19 protein-coding genes are annotated in these 22696 nt (G+C 65.7%); 8 read left to right on the forward strand and 11 right to left on the reverse strand.

Annotated elements, in window-relative coordinates; all coding sequences use genetic code 11:
- Positions 1–134: 134 nt before the first annotated feature.
- From K7W03_RS19690 to K7W03_RS19710, 5 genes are all read right to left on the reverse strand, one after another.
- Entirely contained in the window at positions 135–797 is a 663-nt protein-coding gene (locus K7W03_RS19690; protein ID WP_222887136.1) for an OmpW/AlkL family protein, read from the reverse strand.
- A gap of 336 nt (positions 798–1133) precedes the next feature.
- On the reverse strand, positions 1134–1910 hold the full coding sequence (locus K7W03_RS19695; protein WP_044660964.1) for an SDR family NAD(P)-dependent oxidoreductase: 777 nt from the start codon (positions 1908–1910) through the stop codon (positions 1134–1136).
- Positions 1911–2085: 175 nt separating this feature from the next.
- The gene (locus K7W03_RS19700) at positions 2086–3057 is read right to left on the reverse strand and encodes a Gfo/Idh/MocA family protein (protein ID WP_137708671.1); all 972 of its coding nucleotides are present in this window, start codon (positions 3055–3057) and stop codon (positions 2086–2088) included.
- Between the two features lie 10 nt (positions 3058–3067).
- Positions 3068–3796 carry a FadR/GntR family transcriptional regulator gene (locus K7W03_RS19705; protein ID WP_226870331.1) on the reverse strand — a complete coding sequence of 243 codons (729 nt, stop codon included), beginning with the start codon at positions 3794–3796 and terminating at the stop codon, positions 3068–3070.
- Positions 3797–3987: 191 nt separating this feature from the next.
- A complete protein-coding gene (locus K7W03_RS19710) occupies positions 3988–5058 on the reverse strand; it encodes a family 43 glycosylhydrolase (RefSeq protein WP_226870332.1) in 1071 nt (356 codons plus the stop codon).
- Positions 5059–5227: 169 nt separating this feature from the next.
- On the opposite strand from K7W03_RS19710, the gene K7W03_RS19715 reads away from it, so the two are divergent.
- The 4 genes from K7W03_RS19715 to K7W03_RS19730 are packed head-to-tail and all read left to right on the forward strand — an operon-like array spanning position 5228 to position 9343.
- Positions 5228–6808, forward strand: coding sequence for a sodium:solute symporter family transporter (locus K7W03_RS19715; RefSeq protein ID WP_222887138.1), 1581 nt, complete (start codon positions 5228–5230; stop codon positions 6806–6808).
- On the forward strand, positions 6805–7677 hold the full coding sequence (locus K7W03_RS19720) for a 2-dehydro-3-deoxygalactonokinase (RefSeq protein WP_229742679.1): 873 nt from the start codon (positions 6805–6807) through the stop codon (positions 7675–7677). Before K7W03_RS19715 ends, K7W03_RS19720 begins: the two co-directional genes overlap by 4 nt.
- Positions 7674–8309 carry a 2-dehydro-3-deoxy-6-phosphogalactonate aldolase gene (locus K7W03_RS19725; RefSeq protein WP_044660966.1) on the forward strand — a complete coding sequence of 212 codons (636 nt, stop codon included), beginning with the start codon at positions 7674–7676 and terminating at the stop codon, positions 8307–8309. The genes K7W03_RS19720 and K7W03_RS19725 overlap by 4 nt, the downstream gene beginning before the upstream one ends.
- Positions 8306–9343: a family 43 glycosylhydrolase gene (locus tag K7W03_RS19730; RefSeq protein ID WP_065846595.1), complete on the forward strand. Its 1038-nt coding sequence runs from the start codon at positions 8306–8308 to the stop codon at positions 9341–9343. Before K7W03_RS19725 ends, K7W03_RS19730 begins: the two co-directional genes overlap by 4 nt.
- Before the next feature lie 25 nt (positions 9344–9368).
- Here K7W03_RS19730 and K7W03_RS19735 read toward each other — a convergent pair whose 3' ends face one another.
- The 5 genes from K7W03_RS19735 to K7W03_RS19755 all read right to left on the reverse strand — a co-directional run bounded on the left by K7W03_RS19735 (position 9369) and on the right by K7W03_RS19755 (position 15521).
- Entirely contained in the window at positions 9369–10547 is a 1179-nt protein-coding gene (locus K7W03_RS19735) for an SGNH/GDSL hydrolase family protein (RefSeq protein WP_222887137.1), read from the reverse strand.
- Positions 10548–10577: 30 nt separating this feature from the next.
- Positions 10578–11660, reverse strand: a complete 1083-nt coding sequence (locus K7W03_RS19740) for a cellulase family glycosylhydrolase (RefSeq protein WP_065846637.1) — start codon at positions 11658–11660, stop codon at positions 10578–10580.
- A gap of 63 nt (positions 11661–11723) precedes the next feature.
- A complete protein-coding gene (locus K7W03_RS19745; protein WP_065846593.1) occupies positions 11724–12860 on the reverse strand; it encodes an aldose epimerase family protein in 1137 nt (378 codons plus the stop codon).
- A gap of 19 nt (positions 12861–12879) precedes the next feature.
- Positions 12880–13731: an SMP-30/gluconolactonase/LRE family protein gene (locus tag K7W03_RS19750; RefSeq protein WP_065846592.1), complete on the reverse strand. Its 852-nt coding sequence runs from the start codon at positions 13729–13731 to the stop codon at positions 12880–12882.
- Positions 13731–15521, reverse strand: coding sequence for an IlvD/Edd family dehydratase (locus tag K7W03_RS19755; RefSeq protein WP_103000771.1), 1791 nt, complete (start codon positions 15519–15521; stop codon positions 13731–13733). Before K7W03_RS19755 ends, K7W03_RS19750 begins: the two co-directional genes overlap by 1 nt.
- 230 nt (positions 15522–15751) lie before the next feature.
- Here K7W03_RS19755 and K7W03_RS19760 point away from each other — a divergent pair, with 230 nt between their 5' ends.
- The 3 genes from K7W03_RS19760 to K7W03_RS19770 all read left to right on the forward strand — a co-directional run bounded on the left by K7W03_RS19760 (position 15752) and on the right by K7W03_RS19770 (position 20468).
- On the forward strand, positions 15752–18478 hold the full coding sequence (locus K7W03_RS19760; RefSeq protein ID WP_044660972.1) for a TonB-dependent receptor: 2727 nt from the start codon (positions 15752–15754) through the stop codon (positions 18476–18478).
- 477 nt (positions 18479–18955) lie between these two features.
- Entirely contained in the window at positions 18956–20263 is a 1308-nt protein-coding gene (gene hemN, locus K7W03_RS19765) for an oxygen-independent coproporphyrinogen III oxidase (protein ID WP_222887139.1), read from the forward strand.
- Positions 20253–20468 (forward strand): hypothetical protein, encoded by a 216-nt coding sequence (locus K7W03_RS19770; RefSeq protein ID WP_103000772.1) that lies wholly within the window; start codon positions 20253–20255, stop codon positions 20466–20468. Before hemN ends, K7W03_RS19770 begins: the two co-directional genes overlap by 11 nt.
- A 72-nt stretch (positions 20469–20540) precedes the next feature.
- On the opposite strand, the gene K7W03_RS19775 is transcribed toward K7W03_RS19770, so the two are convergent.
- Positions 20541–21629: a helix-turn-helix transcriptional regulator gene (locus K7W03_RS19775; RefSeq protein WP_025548512.1), complete on the reverse strand. Its 1089-nt coding sequence runs from the start codon at positions 21627–21629 to the stop codon at positions 20541–20543.
- A 60-nt stretch (positions 21630–21689) separates the two neighbouring features.
- On the opposite strand from K7W03_RS19775, the gene cysD reads away from it, so the two are divergent.
- On the forward strand, positions 21690–22625 hold the full coding sequence (gene cysD, locus K7W03_RS19780) for a sulfate adenylyltransferase subunit CysD (RefSeq protein ID WP_082165964.1): 936 nt from the start codon (positions 21690–21692) through the stop codon (positions 22623–22625).
- Positions 22626–22696: the final 71 nt, after the last annotated feature.

Genomic DNA, 22696 nt, shown 5'->3' on the forward strand with positions numbered 1-22696 from the left:
GTGGGCTGGCGCGACATCAGCGTGAATTTTCAACGGCTAAGCTGGAAGCTCGCTGCGCTCGCGCCCACCCCTAACCCCTCCCGTTTACGGGAGGGGAATGTCCTGAATTGGCCAAAAGCCGCCACCCCTTCCCATCAGAACTTCATCCCCACACCCACGCCGAAGACAAAGGGATCAAGCTCCAGCTTCACCTTCTGCACCCCGGCAGCAGCAGTCGACAGCCGCGCCGTCGTATCGATGTCGATATATTTGAGGTCCAGATTCAGGAACACCCGCTCGTTAAGGTCGATGTCGACGCCGACCTGCCCCGCCCAGCCGAAGCTGTCGGACATATGCACCTTGGTCGCGCCCACAGCGCCCTCCAGCGCGTTCGACGCATTCTCATTATAGAATAGCGTATAATTCACCCCCGCCCCGACATAGGGCCGGATCTTCCCTTCGGGCAGGAAATGATATTGCGCCGTCAGCGTCGGCGGCAGCACCCAGGTCGACGCAAGCCTGCCGATGCCCCCGGTCGTGCCGGTCCGCCCGCTCGCGCTATGCTTGGTGGTCGCGGCGATCAGCTCGAAACCGATATGGTCGGTCGCCATATAGGTGACGTCCACTTCCGGCATCACGCTGTTGTCGACCTTCACCTTCTCGCTCGGAAAGGCGGGCAGCACGCTCCCGCTCTTCTCGTTGGGCGCGACCATGATGCCGCGCAGCCGCACCAGCACATCGCCCTGCGCCGCCTGCGCCGGCGCGGCCAGAACGGCGCAGCCGGCAGCCGCCCCCAGCAGGATCGTCTTGATGGTCATGTCCTTGATCTCCATCCCTGTTTGTCGGTGCCGCCCTTCTGCCGCGCCCGAACGGACCCGGCATTGATCCTGCGCAACCGGCAATTTGACCTGCCTCAATGCCTCGGTCGCTCGCGTCCCTTCTTATGCCGACGGCGCAGTGATGGCCCGGACGACGGTGCTGTCGATCATGTCGGCCGATCTCTCTCGGCCCGCCAGTTCGGCCAAGGTTTCAGGCATGGCGTCGAACGCCAGACATGCATCCGGTGACAACGCATTCGCAGTGGGCCGACAGCAGCCATGCCTCCCGTCACCGAACAGATTCCGGTCTCCGGATCAGGCAAATGCGAGGCATTTCTACAAGCTGAGACCACCTGAGACGACCAGGACCTGCCCGCTGATGTAATCGCTCTCGGGAACGCACAGCAGGTAGATGCTGTCCGCGGCCTCCCGCGCCGTCCCCGCCCGTCCCAACGGCACGCTGTCCAGCAGGGCGTCCCGTACTGCGGAAGGAATACCGGTGTGCAGGGGCTGCCCCCCGATCGGGATGGATGCCTCCGACCCCGAAATGGGCTGCGTCAACCGCGTGTCGATGATGCCGAAGGCCACGCAATTCACGCAGACTTTCAGGCGCCCCCATTCCTTGGACAGAGTCTTGGTCATGCCCAGCAGGGTGGATTTGGCCGCGGAGTAGTTGATCTGTCCGGCATTGCCGTGGGTGCCGGCCATGGATGATATGTTGACGACCTTGCGGATAACCTCGCGGCCTTCGGCGGCTTCTTTTCGGGCCATCGTTCGCAGAGGCTCGGCAGCTGCGCGCAGGATGCGAAACGGGGCCGAAACGTGCACGTCGAGCATTGCCTGGAACTGCTCGTCCGTCTGCTTCTGGATGACGCCGTCGCGCGTGTAGCCGGCATTGCTGACGATGATGTCGAGCCCACCGAACGTCTCGAGAGCCGTGCGGACGAAGCGCTCGCCGAAGTCATCGGCCGTGACATCGCCAACGCAGGCGGTCGCTGTCCCGCCCGCATTCCCCAGCCGGCCTATACCCGCCCAGGCGCGCATGAAGTCGAGTCCGCTCGGCAGCATGAGCGCGATCCGGTCTCCCGCCCGAGCCCCGGCCCCCGCCGGCATGCCGGCGACCTGCGCTGCATCGTCCCACAGCCGATGGTTGACGCGACCTAAATCGACCCATCTCCGCCATACAAGGAACCGTTTTTGATCTTCAGGTCCGCAGGGGCAGCTATCCAGACCACACCCCCCAAATGCGAGAGACCTCTTTACGATAATCCCGATAGATAGGCAGCCATTAGAATGCGAAGGCTTCGGTGATCCGCCGCTCCGCAATCAGGAAGGCGTCGGAGACAAGCCGTAGCGGCCTTATATCCACATCGCTTTGCCCCGCTGCGATCAACTCCGCGAACCGGGCGTAGAGGCGTGCATATTCCCGGTCCGCCGCAATGCTCTCCGGTTCGCCGGGAAGTTGCAATATGCTGCCGCCCATGGCGAGGCGCAGGGTGCCGGCGTCGGTATCGACTTCTATGGACCAAATCTGCGGGCCGGTTTCGAGAAAGTCGAATATTGCGTGCACTGCGGCATCGCCGCAGCGCATCCTGAGCTCGGCGGCGATGGGAGACATGCGTCCTGCCGGCACATCCAAGCTGGCCTGCTCAAGCAGCAGTTCGTGCGGCAGGATCTCGGTCGCAATCGACAGGGCGTTGATGCCGGGGTCGAATACGCCAAAGCCCCCCGAACCGAGGATCCATTCCTGATCCGGATGCCAGCGGCGGATGTCTTCGCGCCAGTCGATCCGGACGGCGAGAATGCGTTTATCGGCAAGCCACGCGCGCGCTGGAGCCACACCCGCCGCCTCGCGCGAGTGCCAGGTTGCAAAGAGCGTCACGCCTGCGCCGTGCGCGGCCTGCGTCAGTGCCGCGATATGCGAAAGCGTCACTGTCGGCGGCTTTTCCAGCATGACATGCAGCCCGGCTTCCATGGCGGTCAGCGCCTGTGCGTAGCGCCCATCCGGCGGCGTGCAGAGTGAAACCGCGTCCAGTCGGCAGGCTCCGATCATATCCTCAATGTCATGATAGCCGTCGATCCCCTCCACGCGGCCCTGACGACTGGCAGTGGCGGCAAGGCGGAAGCGGCGGTCGGCGGCGATGGCGGGCAGATGCTGGTCCCTGGCGATCTTGCCGATGCCCACGAGACCCAATCGGACAGGCTCCACGGTAAATCCTCTTGTCTGGACAGGATGCAGGCTGAACGCCTGGCCGGCCATTGGCGCTGGTCTAGGGCAACCGATCCTCGATGAGGAGGAGCACATCGCCAATGATCCGCCGCATGGCGATCCGCGCCCCGTCGGGATCGTGCAGGACGATGGCATCGCGCACCTTGGCATGCTCGACGACGTCGGCGGTGCGGCCCTTGATACGATTGGTGAAGCGGATCGAGGTGCGCAACGCGGTACTCACCACATCCCGCAACTGGATGTAGAAGGGGTTTTTCGACGCGCGGAGCACGGCGACATGAAAAGCGATATCCGCTTCCAGCGGGTCATCCAGCCCGTTTTCCGCCGCCTGCATACGCTGCAGTCCATCGTCGATGCGCTTGACATCGTCCTCCCCCGCGACTCGCGCGGCCAGGGCGGCCGCCTCCGGCTCCACCGCCACGCGCAGCTCGTTGAACTGGCGCAGCAGGTTCACCGAAAGCTGGCGTTCCAGCATCCAGCGCAGCACGTCGGTATCGAACAGATTCCATGAGGAGGTCGGCTGCACGGTCGTGCCCTGACGCGGGCGGGCGCTCAGCAGGCCCTTGGCGGTGAGCATCTTGACCGCTTCCCGCGTGACGGAGCGGCTGACGCCATGCTGCTTGGCAAGTTCCCCCTCGGTGGGGAAGACGACATCGTCGAACCGGCCGGTAACGATGGCGCGGCCGATGCTGTCCAGCAGGCCATAGGTCAGATTGCGGCCAAGCTGCGCTGCCGGTTCGTCCACGATGAGATGAGATGCCTCTGCCAAGACGCTGTCCTTGTCCTTACCCGCTCCGATGCCATGGCAATCCATGTTAATGCCCGCTCCAGCCCAGGCAAGGTCCTTTCATATGATAAGTCAATTCATATGATAATTCCGACAGGCATTGGACGCCCCTTTGCGCACCTCTATGGGCCGGATCGTGCCGCAGGTGAGCGCGGCACGAGCACGGCCGCCTCTCACCTGCGGTTCGGAAACGCCTTCACCAGCCTATCATATTGCTCCTTGCTGATCTCGACCATGGAGCCGTGGCGCAGTCCGGCGGGCATCTCGAAGCGGTTCCATTCCGGCACGCCCGAATTGCCCGAGACCTGGAACCAGGGGCCCGTCAGGCGCGGCGCCTTGGACAGGCCATAGCTCGTTCCCGCATATTGCTCATAGTACATCAGCCAATCCTCGCCGTTCGGCGCGCGGATGACGGTCGGCGCTTCGCGGAAATTGGGGCTGACCGGCGGTCCCGGCGGCGGATAGGGACCAAGCAGGTCCTTGGCGCAGGAGATGCGCACCGTCTTGCCGGTGGTCCAGTTGTAGCTGGGATAGCGCTCATCCTTCACGATAGCGCAATAGGCGCTGCCATCGGCCTCCGGCCGGATGAAGGTGTCGATCGTCGCCATGTCCCAGTCGAACAGGCGGCGCGGCGGCTTCGCGAAGCGCTTGAGATCGGGCGAGAGGACGTAGAGCGTGCGCTGGCTCGCCCAATAACGCTCCGGGTCTTCGGGAACGCCGGGGACGGTGGCGGTGTGCCACGTCAGCAGGAACTGTCCCGACGGCTTGTCGAAGAACAGCTTGGGCGCGCCGATCCGCTGCATGGCGTGCGGCAGGCCGGGGATGTTCGACAGGTCGGGACGATAGGTGCCATAGGGTTTCCAACCGACCAGATCGTCGGAGACCCAGAAGCGGATATAGGGGTCTTCGTCGCTCTTGTTGCCGACCAGATAATAGCGCCCGTCGCCCCCGCGCGCGATCGAGGCGTGGCCGTGATAATCCTCCGACACCGGCCTGCCGCCGTTGATCTGCTCCCAGTGCAGCCCGTCCCGGCTGACCGAATAATAGAGCACGCCATAGCGCTCCTTGGTCATGTGGGCGAAGAGATAGGCCTTGTCCGGATCGACATAGGGCGTCTCAGGCGCGCCGGGCACGACCTCGGCGCGCACCGGTTTCGACTGGGCTGCGGCGGGAATTTGCATGAATGAAAGCGTGATGGCGGCCGATGCCGCAGCAAGCGCGAAAAGCGATTTGCCCCGAGCCAATTTCCGTCTCCCTTGATTGTTCGGCGGAAGATAGACCTCTCCATCGAAATATTGTCAAGATTGATATTATAAATATGTGTTTTATGAAGAAGCAGATCGGCAGGCCCGGATCACGCGATTCGCGGCCATGCGACCGGCACGTCCGTTGCTGGAAGATTGGGGAGACGAGATGGGACTGGCGACGATCGACATCAGCGTGGTCGTGATCTACGCAATCGGCATATTCGGCCTCGCGCAATGGGTCAGCCGCGACAAGGCGGGGGCCGGGCCGAAAAATTCGACCGACTATTTCCTGGCGTCGAAGAACCTGCCCTGGTGGGCCATCGGCGCCTCGCTGATCGCGGCGAACATCTCGGCGGAGCAGATCGTCGGCATGTCCGGTTCGGGCTATGCCATCGGCCTCGCCATCGCTTCCTATGAATGGATGGCGGCGGCGACGCTGCTGATCGTCGGCAAATTCTTCCTGCCGATCTTCCTGCGCAACGAGATCTACACCATGCCGCAATTCCTGGAACGGCGCTACGGCAACGGCATCCGGACGCTGATGGCGATATTCTGGCTGGTCCTCTACGTCTTCGTGAACCTGACCAGCATCATCTGGCTCGGATCGGTCGCGGTGATGAAGGTGGCGGGCGTCAACCAGGACGTGGCGCTGGTCGCGCTCGGCGTCTTCGCCTTGCTCTACCAGCTTCGCGGCGGGCTGAAGGCGGTGGCGCTGACCGACATCGTGCAGGTGACGCTGCTGGTTCTGGGCGGCCTCGTCATCGCCGTGCTGACACTGGGGGAGATCGGCGGGGGCGCAGGCGTCATCGCCGGTTTCTCGCGCCTGGTCGAACGCGCGCCCGACCATTTCCACATGATCCTCCAGAAAGGCGACCCGCATTATATGGACCTGCCCGGCCTTTCGGTGCTGGTCGGCGGCATGTGGATCGCGAACCTCAGCTATTGGGGCTTCAACCAATATATCATCCAGCGCGCCCTGGCGGCGAAATCGGTGGACGAGGCGCAGCGCGGCATGCTGTTCGCGGCCTTCCTGAAGCTCATCATGCCGATCATCATCGTGCTGCCGGGCATCGCCGCCGTCGTCCTGGCGCCCGACCTCGCCAAGCCGGACGAAGCCTATCCGACGATGATGCGGCTGCTGCCGCCGGGCCTGCTCGGCCTCGTCTTCGCGGCGCTGGTGGCGGCGATCATCGCGTCCACCGCGTCGAAGATCAATTCGATCGCCACCATCTTCACCCTCGACGTCTGGGCAAAGTTCCGCAGGATGGAGGAACCCAGCGAAAGGCGGGAACGCCATCTGGTGCTGGTGGGCCGCGTCGCCGCCGCGATCGCGATCCTCATCGCCATCCTCACCGCCCGGCCACTGGTGGGCTCCAGCGAACAGGCGTTCCAGTTCATCCAGGAATTCACCGGCTTCTTCACGCCGGGCATCACCGTGATCTTCCTGCTCGGCCTGTTCTGGCGGCGCGCCAACGAGCCGGGCGCGATCACGGCGGCGGTGGCATCGGTGGCGCTGTCCTGGGGCTTCAAGCTCTGGGCGCCGGGCGTCCCCTTCCTCGACCGCATGGGCCTGGTCTTCCTCGCGGCGCTGGCGCTGGCGGTCGCCGTCTCCCTCGTCACCCCGGCGCGGCGCGACAAGGACAGCATAGCGACCGGCGACGTGCGCTACGCCACCTCGACCGGGTTCAATGCAGGAGCGATCGCGGTGATTCTGGTGCTCTGCGTCCTTTACGCGGTGTTCTGGTGAGCGGCGCGGCGTTCATCGCGGTCGATTGGGGCACGACCAACCGCCGCGCCTATCTGATCGAGGGCGGCGAGGTCGTCGCCACCGAGCGCGACGATATGGGCATCCTCTCGGTTCCGCCGGGCGGCTTTCCCGCCGCCGTGGCGGGGCTGCGCGAGCGCCATGGCGGGCTGCCGATGCTACTCGCGGGCATGGTCGGCTCCAACCGGGGATGGCATGATGCAGGCTATGTGCTGGCTCCTGCCTCGCTCGCGGACCTTGCGGCGCGCCTTGTCTCGCCCGAAGAGGGCGTCGCGATCGTGCCGGGCGTCTGCCGCGACGGCGACGAGCGGCAGGACGTCATGCGCGGCGAGGAAGTGCAGCTTCTGGGCGCGGTTGCGGCGGGGCTGGCCCCCGGCGACGCGCTGCTGTGCCAGCCGGGCACCCATGCCAAATGGGCGCTCATGAAGGACGGCGCGCTTGCCGACTTCATCACCGCCATGACCGGCGAGATGTTCGCGCTGCTCAAGGGTCATGCGCTGATCGGCAGCGAAATGACCGGCGAGGTCGAGGCGGATGCGGATTTCCGCAAGGGCGTCGAAGCCAGCGCCGACCGGGACCTGCTTTCCGCCCTTTTCGGCGTGCGCGCCGCGGCGGTGCTGGGCAGACGCGCGCCCGGCGCGGCGGCCGCCTATGTCAGCGGCCTGCTGATCGGCAGCGACTGCCGGGCACGGATCACGCTGCCGGGGCAGCAGGTCCATCTGCTGGCTGACGGCCTGCTTGCGCGACTTTATTCCGCCGCCATCGCCATCGCCGGAGGACAGGCTGTCGTCGTCGACAGCCACGCTTCCTTCGTCGCCGGCATCACCCGCATCTGGGACATCAAAGCATGATCGATTTTTCCGACGCCTTCTCGCAACTCCCACTGGTCGCCATCCTGCGCGGCATCCGCCCCGATGAGGTGGAGGCCGCCGCCGACGCGCTGGTCGAGGCGGGCTTCCGCCTGATAGAGGTTCCGCTCAATTCGCCCGATCCGCTGCTCAGCATCGAAAGGCTGGCGCGCCGCGTCGGGGATGCCGCCATCGTCGGCGCGGGCACGGTGCTGACCGTCGATCAGGTGGCGCAGGTGCAGGATGCGGGCGGCGCGATGGTGGTTTCGCCCAACACCGACATCGCCGTCATTGCCGAAACCGCCAAGCGCGGCATGGTCTCGCTGCCCGGCTATTTCACGCCCAGCGAAGCCTTTGCCGCGCTGGCGGCGGGCGCGAGCGGGCTCAAGCTGTTCCCGGCGGAGGCGGCGACCCCCGCCGTGGTCAAGGCGCAGCGGGCGGTGCTGCCCAAAGAGGTGCCGCTGCTGGTGGTCGGCGGCATCACCCCCACCAATATGGAACCCTGGCGTCAGGCAGGCGCGGACGGTTTCGGGCTGGGATCGGCGCTGTACCGCATAGGCGCCACCACGGAAGAGATCGCCGCCAGCGCCCGCGCCTTCGCGCAAGGCTGGGCCGGACTGGAGGGCCGCTCATGATCCGCGCCTTCGCTCCCCTGACTCTGGCTCCCCTGACTCTGGCCGCCCTGCTGGCGCTTGGCGGCTGCGCCACCGCCAGCACGCAGCAGGCCGCCCCGACGCTCGCCAATCCGCTGCTATCGAGCGGGCCTGACCCGTGGATCGTCCATCATGGCGCGACCTTCTATTTCCTCGGGACCAAGGGCGACCGCATCGCCATCCGCCAGACCGACGATCTCGCGAAACTGGCCGACGCGCCCGAGCATGTGATCTGGACCCCGCCCGCCAGCGGCCCCAATGCGATCTCGATCTGGGCGCCGGAACTGCACCGGCTCGACGGCAAATGGTATGTCTATTACACCGCCGCGGAGGCCGGGCATGATGACGACGCCCATCGCGGCGTCTTCGTGCTGGAAAATGCCAACGCCGATCCGCTGAAAGGCGAATGGATCGATCGCGGGCGCGTCAACACGCGCATGACCGGGCTGGACGGCACGGTGTTCGAGCATGGCGGCAAGCGCTATTTCGTCTATTCGGCCTATGACGGGCCGGACAGCGTGCTCGCCATCGCGCCGATGACCAATGCATGGACGCTCGGCCCCGGCGAAACGGTGATCGCGCGCCCCGACCAGCCGTTCGAGCGTCAGGGCGGGCGGCAGATATTGGAGGGCCCGGAATTTCTGCCCGGCCCCAAGGGCGACCTGTTCCTCACCTATTCGGCCAGCGCCTGCTGGTCGGACGATTATGCGCTCGGCCTGCTTCACGCCCGGCCCGGCAGCGATCCCATGAACCCGGCAAGCTGGACCAAGGCGCCGCGCCCGGTGCTGGCCAAGGCGCCGCAGAACAATGTCTATGCGACCGGCCATAACGGCTTCTTCACGACCGATGGCGGCAGGCAGACATGGATCGTCTATCACGCCAATGACGGGGCGGACCGGAAATGCACCGCCGCCCGCTCCCCCCGCGTGCAGCGCATGGAATGGAGCAGGGACGGGATGCCGATCTTCCCTGTGCCCTCGCGCGCGGGCGAGGCTGTGGCAGCCCCAAAGCCGTGAAGAAGCTGCGGATTCTCCGCCCGGATCAGTTTGCCGGGCGGAGCGCCGAAAGATCCACCGCATCCCCCATGGCGCGCAGACCCGCGTCATTGGGGTGGAGGTGGTCGCCCGGATCATAGTCGGGCCGCAGGTCGGCGGGCGAGGCCGGATCGCGCACCGCTGCGTCGAAATCGACGACATCGTCGAAAATCGCCCCGGTCCGGATCGCGGCGTTCACCGCCTGCCGCGTCCGCTCCTTGGCGGGCGACATATAGCCCGCATGGAGCGCGGGCGTCATGGTCCCGCCGATCACCCTGATCCCCAGCGCATGGGCCCGCGCCACGAACTGGCGATAGCCCTGGACGAGCTGGTCGGGCGCCGTCGCCTCCGGACCGCTGTCCTTGCCCGCGCCGATGTCGTTTATGCCCTCCAGGAAGATCACATGGGTAACGTTGGGCACGCTCGCCACGTCGCGCCAGAAGCGGTCGAGCGCGGACGTCGCCCGGCCCCGGCGCAGCACGCGGTTGCCGCTGATGCCCATGTTGACGACGCCGCAGCGCCGGGCAGAGGGCAGCGCCGCCAGACGCTCGGCCAGACGGCCCGGCCAGCCGCGGGTCTGCGGCGAAAGGCCAAGGAAGCCGTCGGTGATCGAATCCCCGAAGGCGACCACGGTGCAGGGCGCCCGCTTTGCCCGCACCGACGCGAGCGAGAGATAGGATCGCACCTTGATCGGCGTGAATAGCGGCTCGGCCCCGGCGGGCGCGAACGCCATCTCCAGCCCCAGATTGGTGCGCGCCGGCCGCGTCGGCGTCGTGAAGGTGACGCTGACGATCACGTCCTGCCCGACACGGAACGGCGCGGCCAGCGGATCGCTGACGACCGTATGTCCTTCGGGCAGCGCGATCCCCGACTGGCCTGAGAAAGTGAGCGGACGGAGCGGATTGGCGCCGATCTCCGTGCCGGTGGCGGCCGAAGGATCGGCAATGCCGACCGTCGCGATCGCCAGCGGCCTGTCCCCTTCCGCATTGCTGAAACTGAGCTGCAAGGCGTCGCCGGCCTGCGTCAGCCTTACCCGGTACCGATAGGTGCCGGGCGGCTGTTCGGGCTCGCGGGCATCGCTGTCGGCCGGAGCATAGCCCCATGCCCCTGCCCACACCGACGCGGCATGGGCGGGAACGGACAGCGCAACACCGCAGAGAGCGGTCAATAGCGGGACGGTGCGCATGCAGCTCTCTCCTCGAACCGGCTGACCGGCTTATTTCTTCGCGGGCACCACGCCCTTGGGCGCCTTGGCCAGCGAACGTATCAGGTCGGTTTCGGCCTGGCGATAGGGCGTGCCGTCGTTGCGGAAGACCTCATGGAACCAGATGGTCGGCTCATCCTGCGTATAGGGTTTTTTCCAGCTATCCCAGGGCAGGCGGGTCTGCGTCCTGCCGTCGACGAAGCCCCAGTTCATCATCGCCACATTCTCGCGCTTGCCGATCGGCAGCGATCCGTCGAAGGTCGAGCCATTGCCCCGCGCCATATATTCGGTGCACAGGATCGGGCGGCCATAGACCTTGAGCTGGTTCACGCGGTCCTGGAATTTCTCCGGCCAGTTATAGTCGTGGAAGGAGATCACGTCCGACTGGCTGAGTTGCAGCTTCTCCATCGGCGTCAGCGCGCTTTCGGTCTTCCAGTCGTCATGCTGCCACACGCCCGAGGTGAGCGGCTGCGTCGGGTCCACGTCGCGCGCCCAGCCATAGACTTTGGTGAGCAGGGCCAGGACCAGGGGCTGCTTGCCTTCCTGGCCCTTATACTGGTCGGCGCCATTGTCGGGCTCGTTCCACAGATCCCAGCCAAGCACGCGGTCGTCCTTGGCGAAGGCGCCGACGACGCCCTGCACATAGGCCTTCAGGCGCGGTTCCTGCGCGGGGTCGCGCAGCGCGGGCAGGCCCGGGCTCTGGACCCAGCCGGAATTATGGACGCCGGGGATGGGCGGGCGCTGCGGCCCCAGCACCGGATTGGGGTCCCAGCAACTGTCGAACAGCACGAACAGCGGCTTGATCCTGTGCTTCGCCGCGATCGTCAGAAACTGGTCGATGCGCTTCCTGAAACCCTCGGCATCCTGCTGCCAGAGCTGATCGTGCAGGAACACGCGCATCGTGTTCATGCCGATGCCCTCCGCAAGGCCCAGTTCGTGATCGATGCGCGCCGGGTCCCATGTCTCCGCCTGCCACATCTCAAGCTGGTTGATGGCGTTGGCGGGCGCATAGTTGGAACCGACCAGCCAGGGCTGCTTGGCATACCACGCCTTGGCTTCCACAGGCGTCCATTGCGGGCGCGCATCGGCGGGCATGGCGGTCAGCGCGGCGACGGAGGCCAGCAGGCAGGTGGTGAGAGCTTTCACGAACAGTCCCCTCTATTGTGCGACGAAGAATTTGTAGGTCATGACATTCCGGTAGGTCTTGCCCGGATCGAGGCGGACCGACGGGAATTGCGGCTGGTTCGGGCTATCCGGGAAAAGCTGCGGCTCGAACACCAGCGAGTCGCCCTCGCGGTAGATCTGCCCGCCCTTGCCGACGATCGTGCCGTCCATGAAATTGCCCGAATAAAATTGCAGGCCCGGCTGGTTCGACCAGAGTTCGAAGCCGCGGCCGGACGCCGGTTCGGTGACGCGGGCCATCAGATGCTGGTCTTTGGTGACGGCGTTTCCGACCACCCAATTATGGTCATAACCGCGCCCGTAGCGGATCTGCTCGTCGCCGCCTTCGCGCACGCGCGCGCCGACCGGGGTGGGCTGGCGGAAATCGAACACGGTGCCCGCGACGCTGCGGTGCTGGCCAAGCGGAATGGAGGTCGCGTCGGTGGGCGTGAAGCGATCCGCCGGAATGGTCAGCACATGGTCCATCGCCGTGCGGCCCGGCCCTGCGAGGTTCCAATAGGCATGATTGGAGATATTCACCACGGTCGGCTTGTCCGTGGTCGCGGTATAGCTGATCGTCAGATTGCCCTGCTCATCCAGCGCATAGGTCGCGTCGGTGGTCAGCGTGCCGGGATAGCCCTGATCGCCGTCGGGGCTGACATAACGCATGGTGACGCTGGCCGATCCGCCGGATTTCCGGCCCTGCTTCACCTCGCGGATGGTCCAGACGACCTTGTCGAAGCCCTTCGTCCCGCCATGCAACGAATTGGGACCGTTGTTGACGGGCACTGCATAGGCCTTGCCGTCGAGGCTGAATCGGCCCTTGGCGATGCGGTTGGCGACCCGGCCCACCGTCGCGCCGAAGAACTGGCCGTCCTTCGCATAGCCTTCCAGGCTGTCATAGCCGACCGCGATGTCCACGGCCTTGCCGTCGCGGCCCGGCATCATCACCGACTGGATCGACGCGCCCAGCGTCATCACGCGCACCGACATGCCCTTGGCGTTGGTGAGCGTCACCGCCTCCACCGCCGTGCCGTCCGGCATCCGGCCGAAGGTCTCGCGCCGGGCCTCGGCCGCCAAAGCGGAAGTCGACACCGCGCCCAGCAGGGCGACGGCGGTCATGGTCCTCAGCATCGTCTCTCCTCTCGAAACTTCAGTCTTGATACAGGAACGGGGCCAGCCCGCGGCAACCCGGATCGATCTCGAACAGCGCGCCGCCCTGCGCTTCCTCGACGCCATCGGCGGCGCTCGTGACATAGATCCGGTCGAGGTCCGGGCCGCCGAACACGCAATTGCTGATCTGGCTCGCGGGCAGCGCGATGCGACGGACCGGCGTGCCGTCCGGCGCGAAGCGGGTGACGCAGGAGGCGCCCCAGCACGCGACCCAGAGATACCCTTCGGCATCGAAGGTCATCCCGTCCGGCGCGCCCCAGCCCGCCTCGAAGCTGATGAACGGTTCGCGCTTGCCAAGCAGGCCATCCTCCAGCGGATAGCGGAAGATCACGCCCATCGCGCTGTCCGTATGCAGCAGGAAGCGCCCTTCGGGATCGATCGCGGGACCGTTGGGAATCGTATAGGGCGCGGCGTCGGCGCGAGTGAACGAACCCTTCGCGAAGCGGTGGAAAGCCCCTGTCGGCCCATCGCAGGCGAAGGGCATGGTGCCCAGCCAAAGGCGGCCCTGCGCATCGGCGGCGGCGTCGTTGACGCGATTGGCCTCCGGCTCGCCGGGGATCGTCGCCAGCGTCTCGCAGGAAAAGGGATCGAGCGACACGCTGGCGACCGAACGGCCGATCCCGGCCACGAAGCCGCCGCTGGCCCGCCCGATGATCCAGCCGACGACGTCCGGCGCTTCCCAGCTCTCGACCTGCCCCGTGGCCGGCGTCAGGCGGTTGATCCGCTTGCCCAATATATCCGTCCACAGCAGCGCGCCGTCGCGGACCGACCAGAACAGCCCCTCGCCCAGAATATCCACGCGGTCGCGGGCGATGACGCGCACGGGGTCCATCAGTGGCTGTCCCTCGGCAATCCGCGCGTCTGGGCGATGCGCTGATATTTTTCGGAACCTTCCAGGATCGCGCCGGTCGCGAACTGGCCCACCAGGCTGCGCTGGATTTCCTGCCAGGGCGTCTGCGATTCGGGCGTGACGGCGCGTTCGATCTCCGCAAGTTCCTCCCGCCGGCGGGCGATCTCCGCATCATCGACCAGCATGTCCGCGCTGCGGTTCTTGAGGTCGATGCGCACCCGATCCCCCGTGCGCAGCAGCGCGAGGCCCCCGCCCACCGCCGCCTCCGGCGAGGCGTTGAGGATGGAGGGGCTGCCCGACGTGCCGGACTGCCGCCCGTCGCCGATGCAGGGCAAGGCGTGGATTCCGGCGCGGATCAGCGCTGTGGGCGGGCGCATGTTCACCACTTCGGCGCCGCCCGGATAGCCGACCGGCCCTGCGCCGCGAATGACGAGGATGCAATTTTCGTCGATGCCAAGGTCCGGGTCGTCGATGCGCCGGTGATAATCCTCCGGCCCGTCGAACACGACGACGCGGCCTTCGAACCTGTCGGGATGCTCGGGATCGGAGAGATAGCGGCTGCGGAACTCCTCGGAGATCACCGACAGCTTCATCACGGCGCCCTCGAACAGATTGCCGCTGAGCACGGTCAGCCCGGCCGCCTGCTTCAGCGGGCGCCCGAACGGCCGGATCACATCCTCGTCATGGATTTTCGCGCCCGCCAGATTCTCCGCGACGGTGCGGCCATTGGCGGTGAGCGCCTCGCCGTCGATCAGGCCCGCCTTGAACAATTCGCCCATCACGGCGGGCACGCCGCCCGCCCGGTAATAATCCTCGCCCAGATATTCGCCGGCAGGCTGGAGATTGACCAGCAGCGGCACGTCCGCCCCCTGCTCCTCCCAATCCTCCAGCGTCAGTTCGACGCCGACATGGCGGGCGATGGCGTTGAGGTGGATCGGCGCGTTGGTCGACCCGCCAATGGCCGAATTCACCCGGATCGCATTGAGGAAAGCCGGGCGGGTGAGGATGTCGGAGGGCTTGCGGTCGGCCTTCACCATCTCGACAATGGCGCGCCCAGTCTCCCAGGCGCATTCCTGCCGGTCGCGATAGGGCGCGGGGATCGCCGCCGATCCGGGCAGCGACATGCCCAGCGCTTCGGCCAGCGAGTTCATCGTCGTCGCCGTGCCCATGGTGTTGCAATAGCCGGTCGATGGCGAACCCGAAGCGACCAGCTTCAGGAAGCCCTGATAGTCCAGCTCCCCCTTCGCCAGCATCTCGCGCGCTTTCCAGATGATGGTGCCTGCGCCGGTGCGCTTCCCCTCATGCCAGCCGTTGAGCATCGGACCGACCGACAGCGCGATCGCGGGAATGTTCACCGTCGCCGCCGCCATCAGCGCGGAGGGCGTGGTCTTGTCGCAGCCGATGGTCAGCACCACGCCGTCCAGCGGATAGCCGTAGAGCAGCTCGACCAGGCTGATATAGGCCAGGTTGCGGTCAAGGCCCGCCGTCGGCCGCTTGCCGGTTTCCTGCAGCGGATGGCTGGGAAATTCGATGGGAATGCCGCCCGCGTCCCGGATGCCCGCCTTGATCCGTTCCGCAAGGACCAGATGATGGCGGTTGCACGGCACCAGATCGCTGCCCGACTGGGCGATGCCGATGATCGGTCGGCCCGACTGCATCTCCTCGATCGAGAGGCCGTAGTTCAGATAGCGCTCCAGATAGAGCGCCGTCATGTCAGGATGGCTGGGATCATCGAACCATGCGCGGGAGCGCAGCTTCAGGGCCGGTTCGATCTTGCCCTCATCAGCAGAAGAAATGTTCGCCTCCCATCCATTTTACCCGATTCGGCCGCTCGCCACGCAAAGCAGCATCTCTCGGGAATGTTAAGGATGCCGCTACCATCGGCTTTTCATACAGGCAACCTATTTATCCTACAAATATGTCTTGTCCGATCAGACCGCGAGGGTTATGAGCCCCACCAAGGCCCAACACAGGGCCGAGCTGCTGTTCGAAGGGGAGGACCATGAACCGTATCGCCCGCTCACTTATCTGGACGTCTTCCGCACTGGCGATCTTCGCCGGCATACCGGCCCATGCGCAGGACGCGGCCGCGCCGGCCGACGATAGCGCCGACATCATCGTCACCGGCCAACGCGCCAGCCTTGAAGCCGCGCGCAATGTGAAGAGGAATTCCGACCTCGTCGTCGACTCGATCGTGGCGGAGGACATCGGCAAGCTGCCCGACACCTCGGTCGCCTCCGCGCTTCAGCGCATCGCGGGCGTGCAGGTGCAGAACGGCTTCAACAACGAAATCCAGAATCCGATCATTCGCGGCATCGGGGACATATTGACCACGCTGGACGGGCGGGAGATCTTCACCGGCGTCGGCCGTGGCTTCTCGTTCCAGGACCTGCCCGCCGAAGCGATCGGCGGCATCGACGTCTACAAGTCGAACTCCGCCAATCTGATCGAAGGCGGCGTCGCGGGCGTCATCGACATGAAGCTGCAGAAGCCCTTCAATTTCAGCAAGGGCTTCACGGTCGCCGCCAACGGCCGCGTCTATCGCGGCGACATTTCCGGCGAGACCAGCTATACCGGCGGTCTTCTCGTCTCGAACCGCTGGGATGCGGGCGACGGCGAAATGGGCCTGCTGGTCGACGTTTCCTATGGGCGCAACAATTTCAGCCGCCCGATCTCCTTCAACTGCGATCCGCGGTCGAGCAACCATGGCCCGGCGGGCGCCGCGAACATCGTCCTGCCCACCTGCGTCGGCGGCCTGACCGATACCGGCCACAACACCCGCCCGCAGGTCAACGCCGCCTTCCAGTGGCAGATCACGCCGGAACTGCAATTCTATCTCGATGGCCTCTACACCGGCTATCGCTCGACCTTCGCGACGAACTTCATCTTCTCGGACCTGTTTGCGGGCAGTTCGATCACCAATGCGGTCGCAGGCAATGATTGCTTTTCCGGGCTGGTCGATGCCGGAGGCTTTCCGACGACCGATGCAGACAATCCCAATAACCGGATCGAAAATCTTTGCATTGGCAAGTCGGCCACGTTCAACGGCGTGGACGTGCTCACCAGCACCCAGGCGAAGAAGCAGCGCACCGACCAATATGTGTTCGGCGGCGGTCTCAAATGGGACAGCGACACGGTGCATCTGGTCTTCGACGGCAGCTACATCCAGTCGAAGAACGCGAACCGCACGATCATCGTCGACACCGCCAAGCATGGCGCGTCGGTGGACATCATCGTCAATGACGGCGGCCACGGCACCACCGTCATGCAGGGCGATCCGCTCGGCAATCCCGACGGCTTCGTCTTCGCGAACTCGCTGTTCCAGGATCTGAGCAAGTCGAACAGCCGCCAATATGCGTTCAAGCTCGACTCGGCCTTCGACATCGAAAGCAATTTCCTGCGCCAGTTCCAGGTCGGCCTGCGCTATTCCGACCGCACCGGAACGTTCCGCGCGGTTGCGGGCGGTCCGAACTTCCCTGGGGCGAACCGCGCCACGCTGGTCTCCTCGGTGGGCCTGCCGTCGGACTTCATGGTGCTTTCGCCGGACTCGATCCCGTACATCAACAACGGGGCCCACTGGTACACGCCGAACCCGGACTATCTGCTCAGCAACACGGATGACCTGCGCGCACTCTATGGCGCCCCCGCCGGCGATCCCGCCTGGGACCCCACGCGCAACTATGAAGCGGCCGAGAAGACCTGGGCGGCCTACATTCAGGGCAAGTATCAGATCGACCTCGGCGGGTCCTCGTTGATCGACGGCCTGGTCGGCGTTCGCCTGGTCGACACCAAGCGCACGCTGGACGGCACCTCGCGCGTGATCGGCGCGGGTCCGAACAATACCGACCTGTTCAATCCGATCAGCCGGGGCACCCGTGACTTCTACGCCCTTCCGAACGCCAGCATCCGCTTCCGCGCCACGCCGAACCTGCAGTTCCGCGCGAGCTACGCCAAGACCGTCGCGCGGCCGACCTTTGGCGACCTCAACCCCGGCCTGTCGCTGGCGGCTCCCGGTGGCAACCCGAACGTCAGGCTGGCCGGTTCGGGCGGCAACCCGGACCTCAAGGCGCAGATGTCCGACAATTTCGACGTCACCGCCGAATATTATTTCGGCCGGTCAAGCTATGTCTCGGTCGCCGGCTATTACCGCAAGCTGAAGGATCGCGTCGCGCCCTCCAACTCGGTGCAGGTCATCAACGGCCAGACCTACCTGATCACCCAACCGCGCAACCTCGGGTCCTCCAAGCTCAAGGGCATCGAAGTCGCGGGCCAGGCCTTCTTCGACTTCCTGCCGGAAGGTTTCGATGGCCTGGGCGTGATGGGCACCTTCACCCTCGCTGACAGCGAGGTGACGACCCCCGGCGATCCGCTGGAAGGCAAGGAACTGCTCGGCGTCTCCAAATATAGCTACACCGCCGGTGCGCTCTACGAGAAGTACGGCATCACCGCGCGCGTCGTCTATACATGGCGCTCGGGTTACAACGAGTCGCTGTTCGGCGCCGGCACCCTTACCAGCCCGGATTACGACAGCCAGTTCAACAAGGTCAAATCCAATGGCCGCCTCGACTTCTCGGTCGGCTATGACGTGACGCCGAACATCACCGTGACGGTGGACGGCGTGAATGTGAACGGCGGCAAATATTACAGCTATTTCGACTCGCCGGCCTTCCCGCACGACATCCGCATCGATGACAAGTTCTACGGTGCGAGCGTCCGCGTGAAATATTGACGCCACCCTTCCGGGGGCGGGGCGGACTGCACGCCGCCCTACCCCTCCAATGCCCCCGGCGGATCGGGCGGGACGGCGATGGCCGTTCCGCCCTTTTTTTTCCAGATCATGCGCCGCAACTTCACCGTCCACCTTTGCCGTGGAATTCGCCGATCGATAGTCAGGTAGGACCTACGTCCCTGCCCTGCGTGATGCCGACCGCCGCGCACCATCCATAAACGAAGGCTTCCCAGAGTATCGCCGTTGATTTTGAGGCACATCAAGACGCGCTGGCGATCATTCGGCTACATGGCTTTCAACGCTTGTGACCGACACCAGCTGAAGCGTCAGACATCTCTTCGACGGAGCTATCGCCATGTTCATCGCGCATCGTGCCGCGAAATCCCCTGCGCTGGCGAACAGAGCGCGGCAACAAGCCGAATGCTGCGGAAATCCGTGGCTTTTGGCAGATATTCGGCGCGTTCCTGAGTGGAAATGATGTGGACCTACCATCCCGACCTGCTCGCCCGGCCCGTGCCGCGCTACACCAGCTATCCCACCGCCGCGCAGTTCAACGGCGATGTCGGCGCGGCGGAGCTTGCCGCCCGGCTGGACGGGGTGGAAAGGAACGACCCGCTCTCCCTCTACGTCCACATCCCCTATTGCCACGACATATGCTGGTATTGCGGCTGCAACACGGGCGCGGCGAACCGCGTCCAGCGCCTCACCGCCTATGTCGAATCGCTGGAGCGGGAGATTGCGACCGTCGCCGCCCGGCTGAACGGCAAGGGCCGGGTGCAGCGCATCGCCTTCGGCGGCGGCAGCCCCAACAGCCTGCCGCTGGTCGATTTCGTCCGGCTGCTCCAGCAACTGCTGCTCTGCTTCGATGCGCATCATGCCGAACTGTCGGTCGAACTCGATCCCCGCCGCCTCGATGGGCCATGGATCGCGACCATGGCCGCCATGGGCGTCGACCGGGCGAACCTCGGCGTCCAGACCTTCACCCCGCATGTCCAGGCGCGGATCGGCCGCATCCAGCCGCTCGACATGGTGGAGCGCGCCGTCGACCGGCTTCGCGCCGCCGGCATCGCGACGGGTTTCGACCTGATGTACGGCCTGCCCGGCCAGACGCCGGATGACCTCGCCGCCACGCTGGAGGCCGCCATCGCCCTGCGGCCCGCCCGCATCGCCCTGTTCGGCTATGCCCATATGCCCCGGCTGCTGCCCCGCCAGCGCCGCATCGACGCCAGCGACCTGCCCGATCTCGCCACCCGCTTCGCCATGGCGGCGCAGGGCCATGGGACGCTGACCGGCGCGGGCTATGTACCCATCGGCTTCGACCATTTCGCCCTGCCCGAAGACGGCATGGCCCGCGCCGCCCGCCTAGGCACGCTGCGCCGCAATTTCCAGGGCTTCACCGACGACCCGGCGGAGATATTGCTGGGTCTGGGCGCCAGCGCGATCAGCCAATTCCCCGACCTCATCGTCCAGAATGAGAAACAGGCCGGTCCCTGGCGCGAACTGGCCGATGCGGGCCGATTATCCGCCACCCGCGGCACGCCGCGCACGCCGGAGGACCGCCGCCGCGGCCGCATCATCGAGGCCCTGCTCTGCCAGGGCGAGGCGCATGTCGGCACCGCTCATCCCATGCCCGATTTCAGCCGCTTCGAGGAACTGGGCCTTGTCCGCGTCAGCGAAGGCCGGGTGGCGCTGACGCGGGACGCGCTGCCCTATGCGCGCAGCATCGCCGCCTGCTTCGACGCCTGGCTGGAACCGGCGGAAAAGCGCTTCAGCCATGCGGTCTAGCGCGCTGGCCCTGCTGGCCGTCATCCCGCTGACGACAGTCCATGCGCCCGCCGCCGCCATGCCGAACCGCTGGTATTGCGGCTCCGCGCCGCCGGGCTGGACGCCCCCCTGGCAGCGCAAGCCCGCCACCCCGGACGACAAGAACGCCCCCTGCCATGTCATCCCCTGCGACCGGAAGAAAATCCGCAGCGAAACCTGCCGGTGACACGACCACGTGCTCCTGCGCAGGCAGGAGCACCTTGCGCTTAACGGCAACCGCCCGCACCGCCAAACCCCATCAGGCCAGGGCCAGCACGCTCGTCAGAATATAGCGCACCAGTTCCGCCTGCCCCCGCGCTCCGGTCTTGGCGTAGATCTTCTTCGAATAATTCCGCGCCGTCTCCACCGTCAGCCCCAGATCGGCGGCCGCCTCGCTGATCGACATGCCCTGCGCAATGGCCCAGGCCAGCCGCGCCTCGCTGGGCGACAGGCCGAACAGGTCGACCAGCTGGTCGCACCGGTCCGCCTGCGACCAGCGGTCCCCGCTGATATAGGCGATGGCGACAGGCGCAGACTGGGCGGACAGCGACCGGTCCTGGATCGGCCGCACCAGCATGTCCATCAACGGATCGCGGCTCAGGTTGATCGCCCTCGGCCGCGCGTCCCGATCCGCCGCGAAGCTCTTGACCAAGGCGGTCAGTTCCCGGTCGACCGCCGGGGAAGCCGGCGTCAGCCGGTCATAACGCCCCCGGCGCAACAGCCGCGACCGCTGGAAAAGCTGCTCCAGATGCGGCGTCATGTCGACGATGCGGCACTGGGCGTCCAGCGTCAGCCAGCCGAAATTGAGCCGCCCGAACGCCTCCGAATTGACCGAGGAACGGAACTTCTCCCGCTCGAAGGCGACGAAGCTGCGCAGCGCGATGCGCAGATGCGGCACCAGCGCGGTCAGCAGCGCGCCGACGCCCGACCCCACTTCCCGCCCCCCCGCGCAGCTCAGCCAGGCGTCCATGCCGCTCGGCTCGGTGACGCGGACCGAACGCATGTTGGTGATGCCCAGCGGCTCCAGAAATTCGGCGCGATAGCCTTGCTGCACCCTGTCGCCGGGGTCGAGCAGTTCGTCCAGCGTATAGACCCGCGCCTCCCGCATCCGCCGATAGGGCAACGGATCGCGCCCATATTTCTGGTTGAACAGCCGGTCGAGATGCAGCGGCGTCGGCGGCCCGGCATAGAGTTCGACGATCCGCTCCTCATCCACCGGGCGGAAGGCCAGGCTGGCATAGGCGGCCCCCGACCGCGCGCGCAGCCTGTCGAGGAACCCGTGCCAAAGGGGTTGCTCGAACATACCCTCATGGAGAGCCGCCAATAATCCGCCGTCGTCCAGTCGCATGGCTAATATGTATATCCTCCCATATGGGAGGTCCAGAGCTTCGCCACTTCTGCCATCAGGCTGTCACGAAACAAGGCGGTGAACATGATCGATTCGAAAAGGCTGACGCATCTGGAGCGTCTGGAGGCGGAAAGCATCCATATCCTGCGCGAAGTGGTGGCGGAGGCCGAAAAGCCGGTGATGCTGTACAGCGTGGGCAAGGACTCGGCCGTGATGCTGCATCTGGCGCGCAAGGCCTTCTACCCCTCGCCGCCGCCCTTCCCGCTGCTGCACGTCGACACCACCTGGAAATTCAGGGCGATGTACGAGCTGCGCGACCGCATGGCGCGGGAATCGGGCATGGAACTGCTCGTCTATCAAAATCCCGAAGCGCAGGAACGCGGCATCAACCCGTTCGACCACGGCCCGCTGCACACCGACATGTGGAAGACGGAGGGGCTGAAGCAGGCGCTCAACCTCTACGGCTTCGACGCGGCCTTCGGCGGCGCCCGCCGCGACGAGGAAAAGAGCCGGGCGAAGGAACGCATCTTCTCCTTCCGCACCGCCTCGCACGGCTGGGACCCCAAGAACCAGCGGCCGGAACTGTGGAACCTCTACAACGCCCGCAAGAACAAGGGCGAGAGCATCCGCGTCTTCCCGATCAGCAACTGGACCGAGCTGGACATCTGGCAATATATCCACCTGAACGACGTCCCCATCGTGCCGCTCTATTTCGCGGAGGAACGCCCGACGGTGGAGCGCGACGGCATGCTGCTGATGGTCGATGACGAACGCTTCCCGCTGAAACCGGGCGAGGAGCCGGTGATGCGCTCGATCCGCTTCCGCACGCTGGGCTGCTACCCGCTGACCGGCGCGGTCGAGAGCGAGGCGAAGACCTTGCCGGAGGTCATCCAGGAAACGCTGCTCACCACCACATCGGAACGGCAGGGCCGCGCCATCGACAAGGACGCAGGCGGCGCGGGCATGGAGAAGAAGAAGCAGGAGGGGTATTTTTGACGAGCCGCCACCCCAAGCCGTCATCCCAGCGAACGCTGGGATCTCAGGCCCCATGGCAGACCCTCTCGCAG

The sequence above is a fragment of the Sphingobium sp. PNB genome (assembly GCF_019873065.1).
GTDB lineage: Bacteria > Pseudomonadota > Alphaproteobacteria > Sphingomonadales > Sphingomonadaceae > Sphingobium > Sphingobium fuliginis.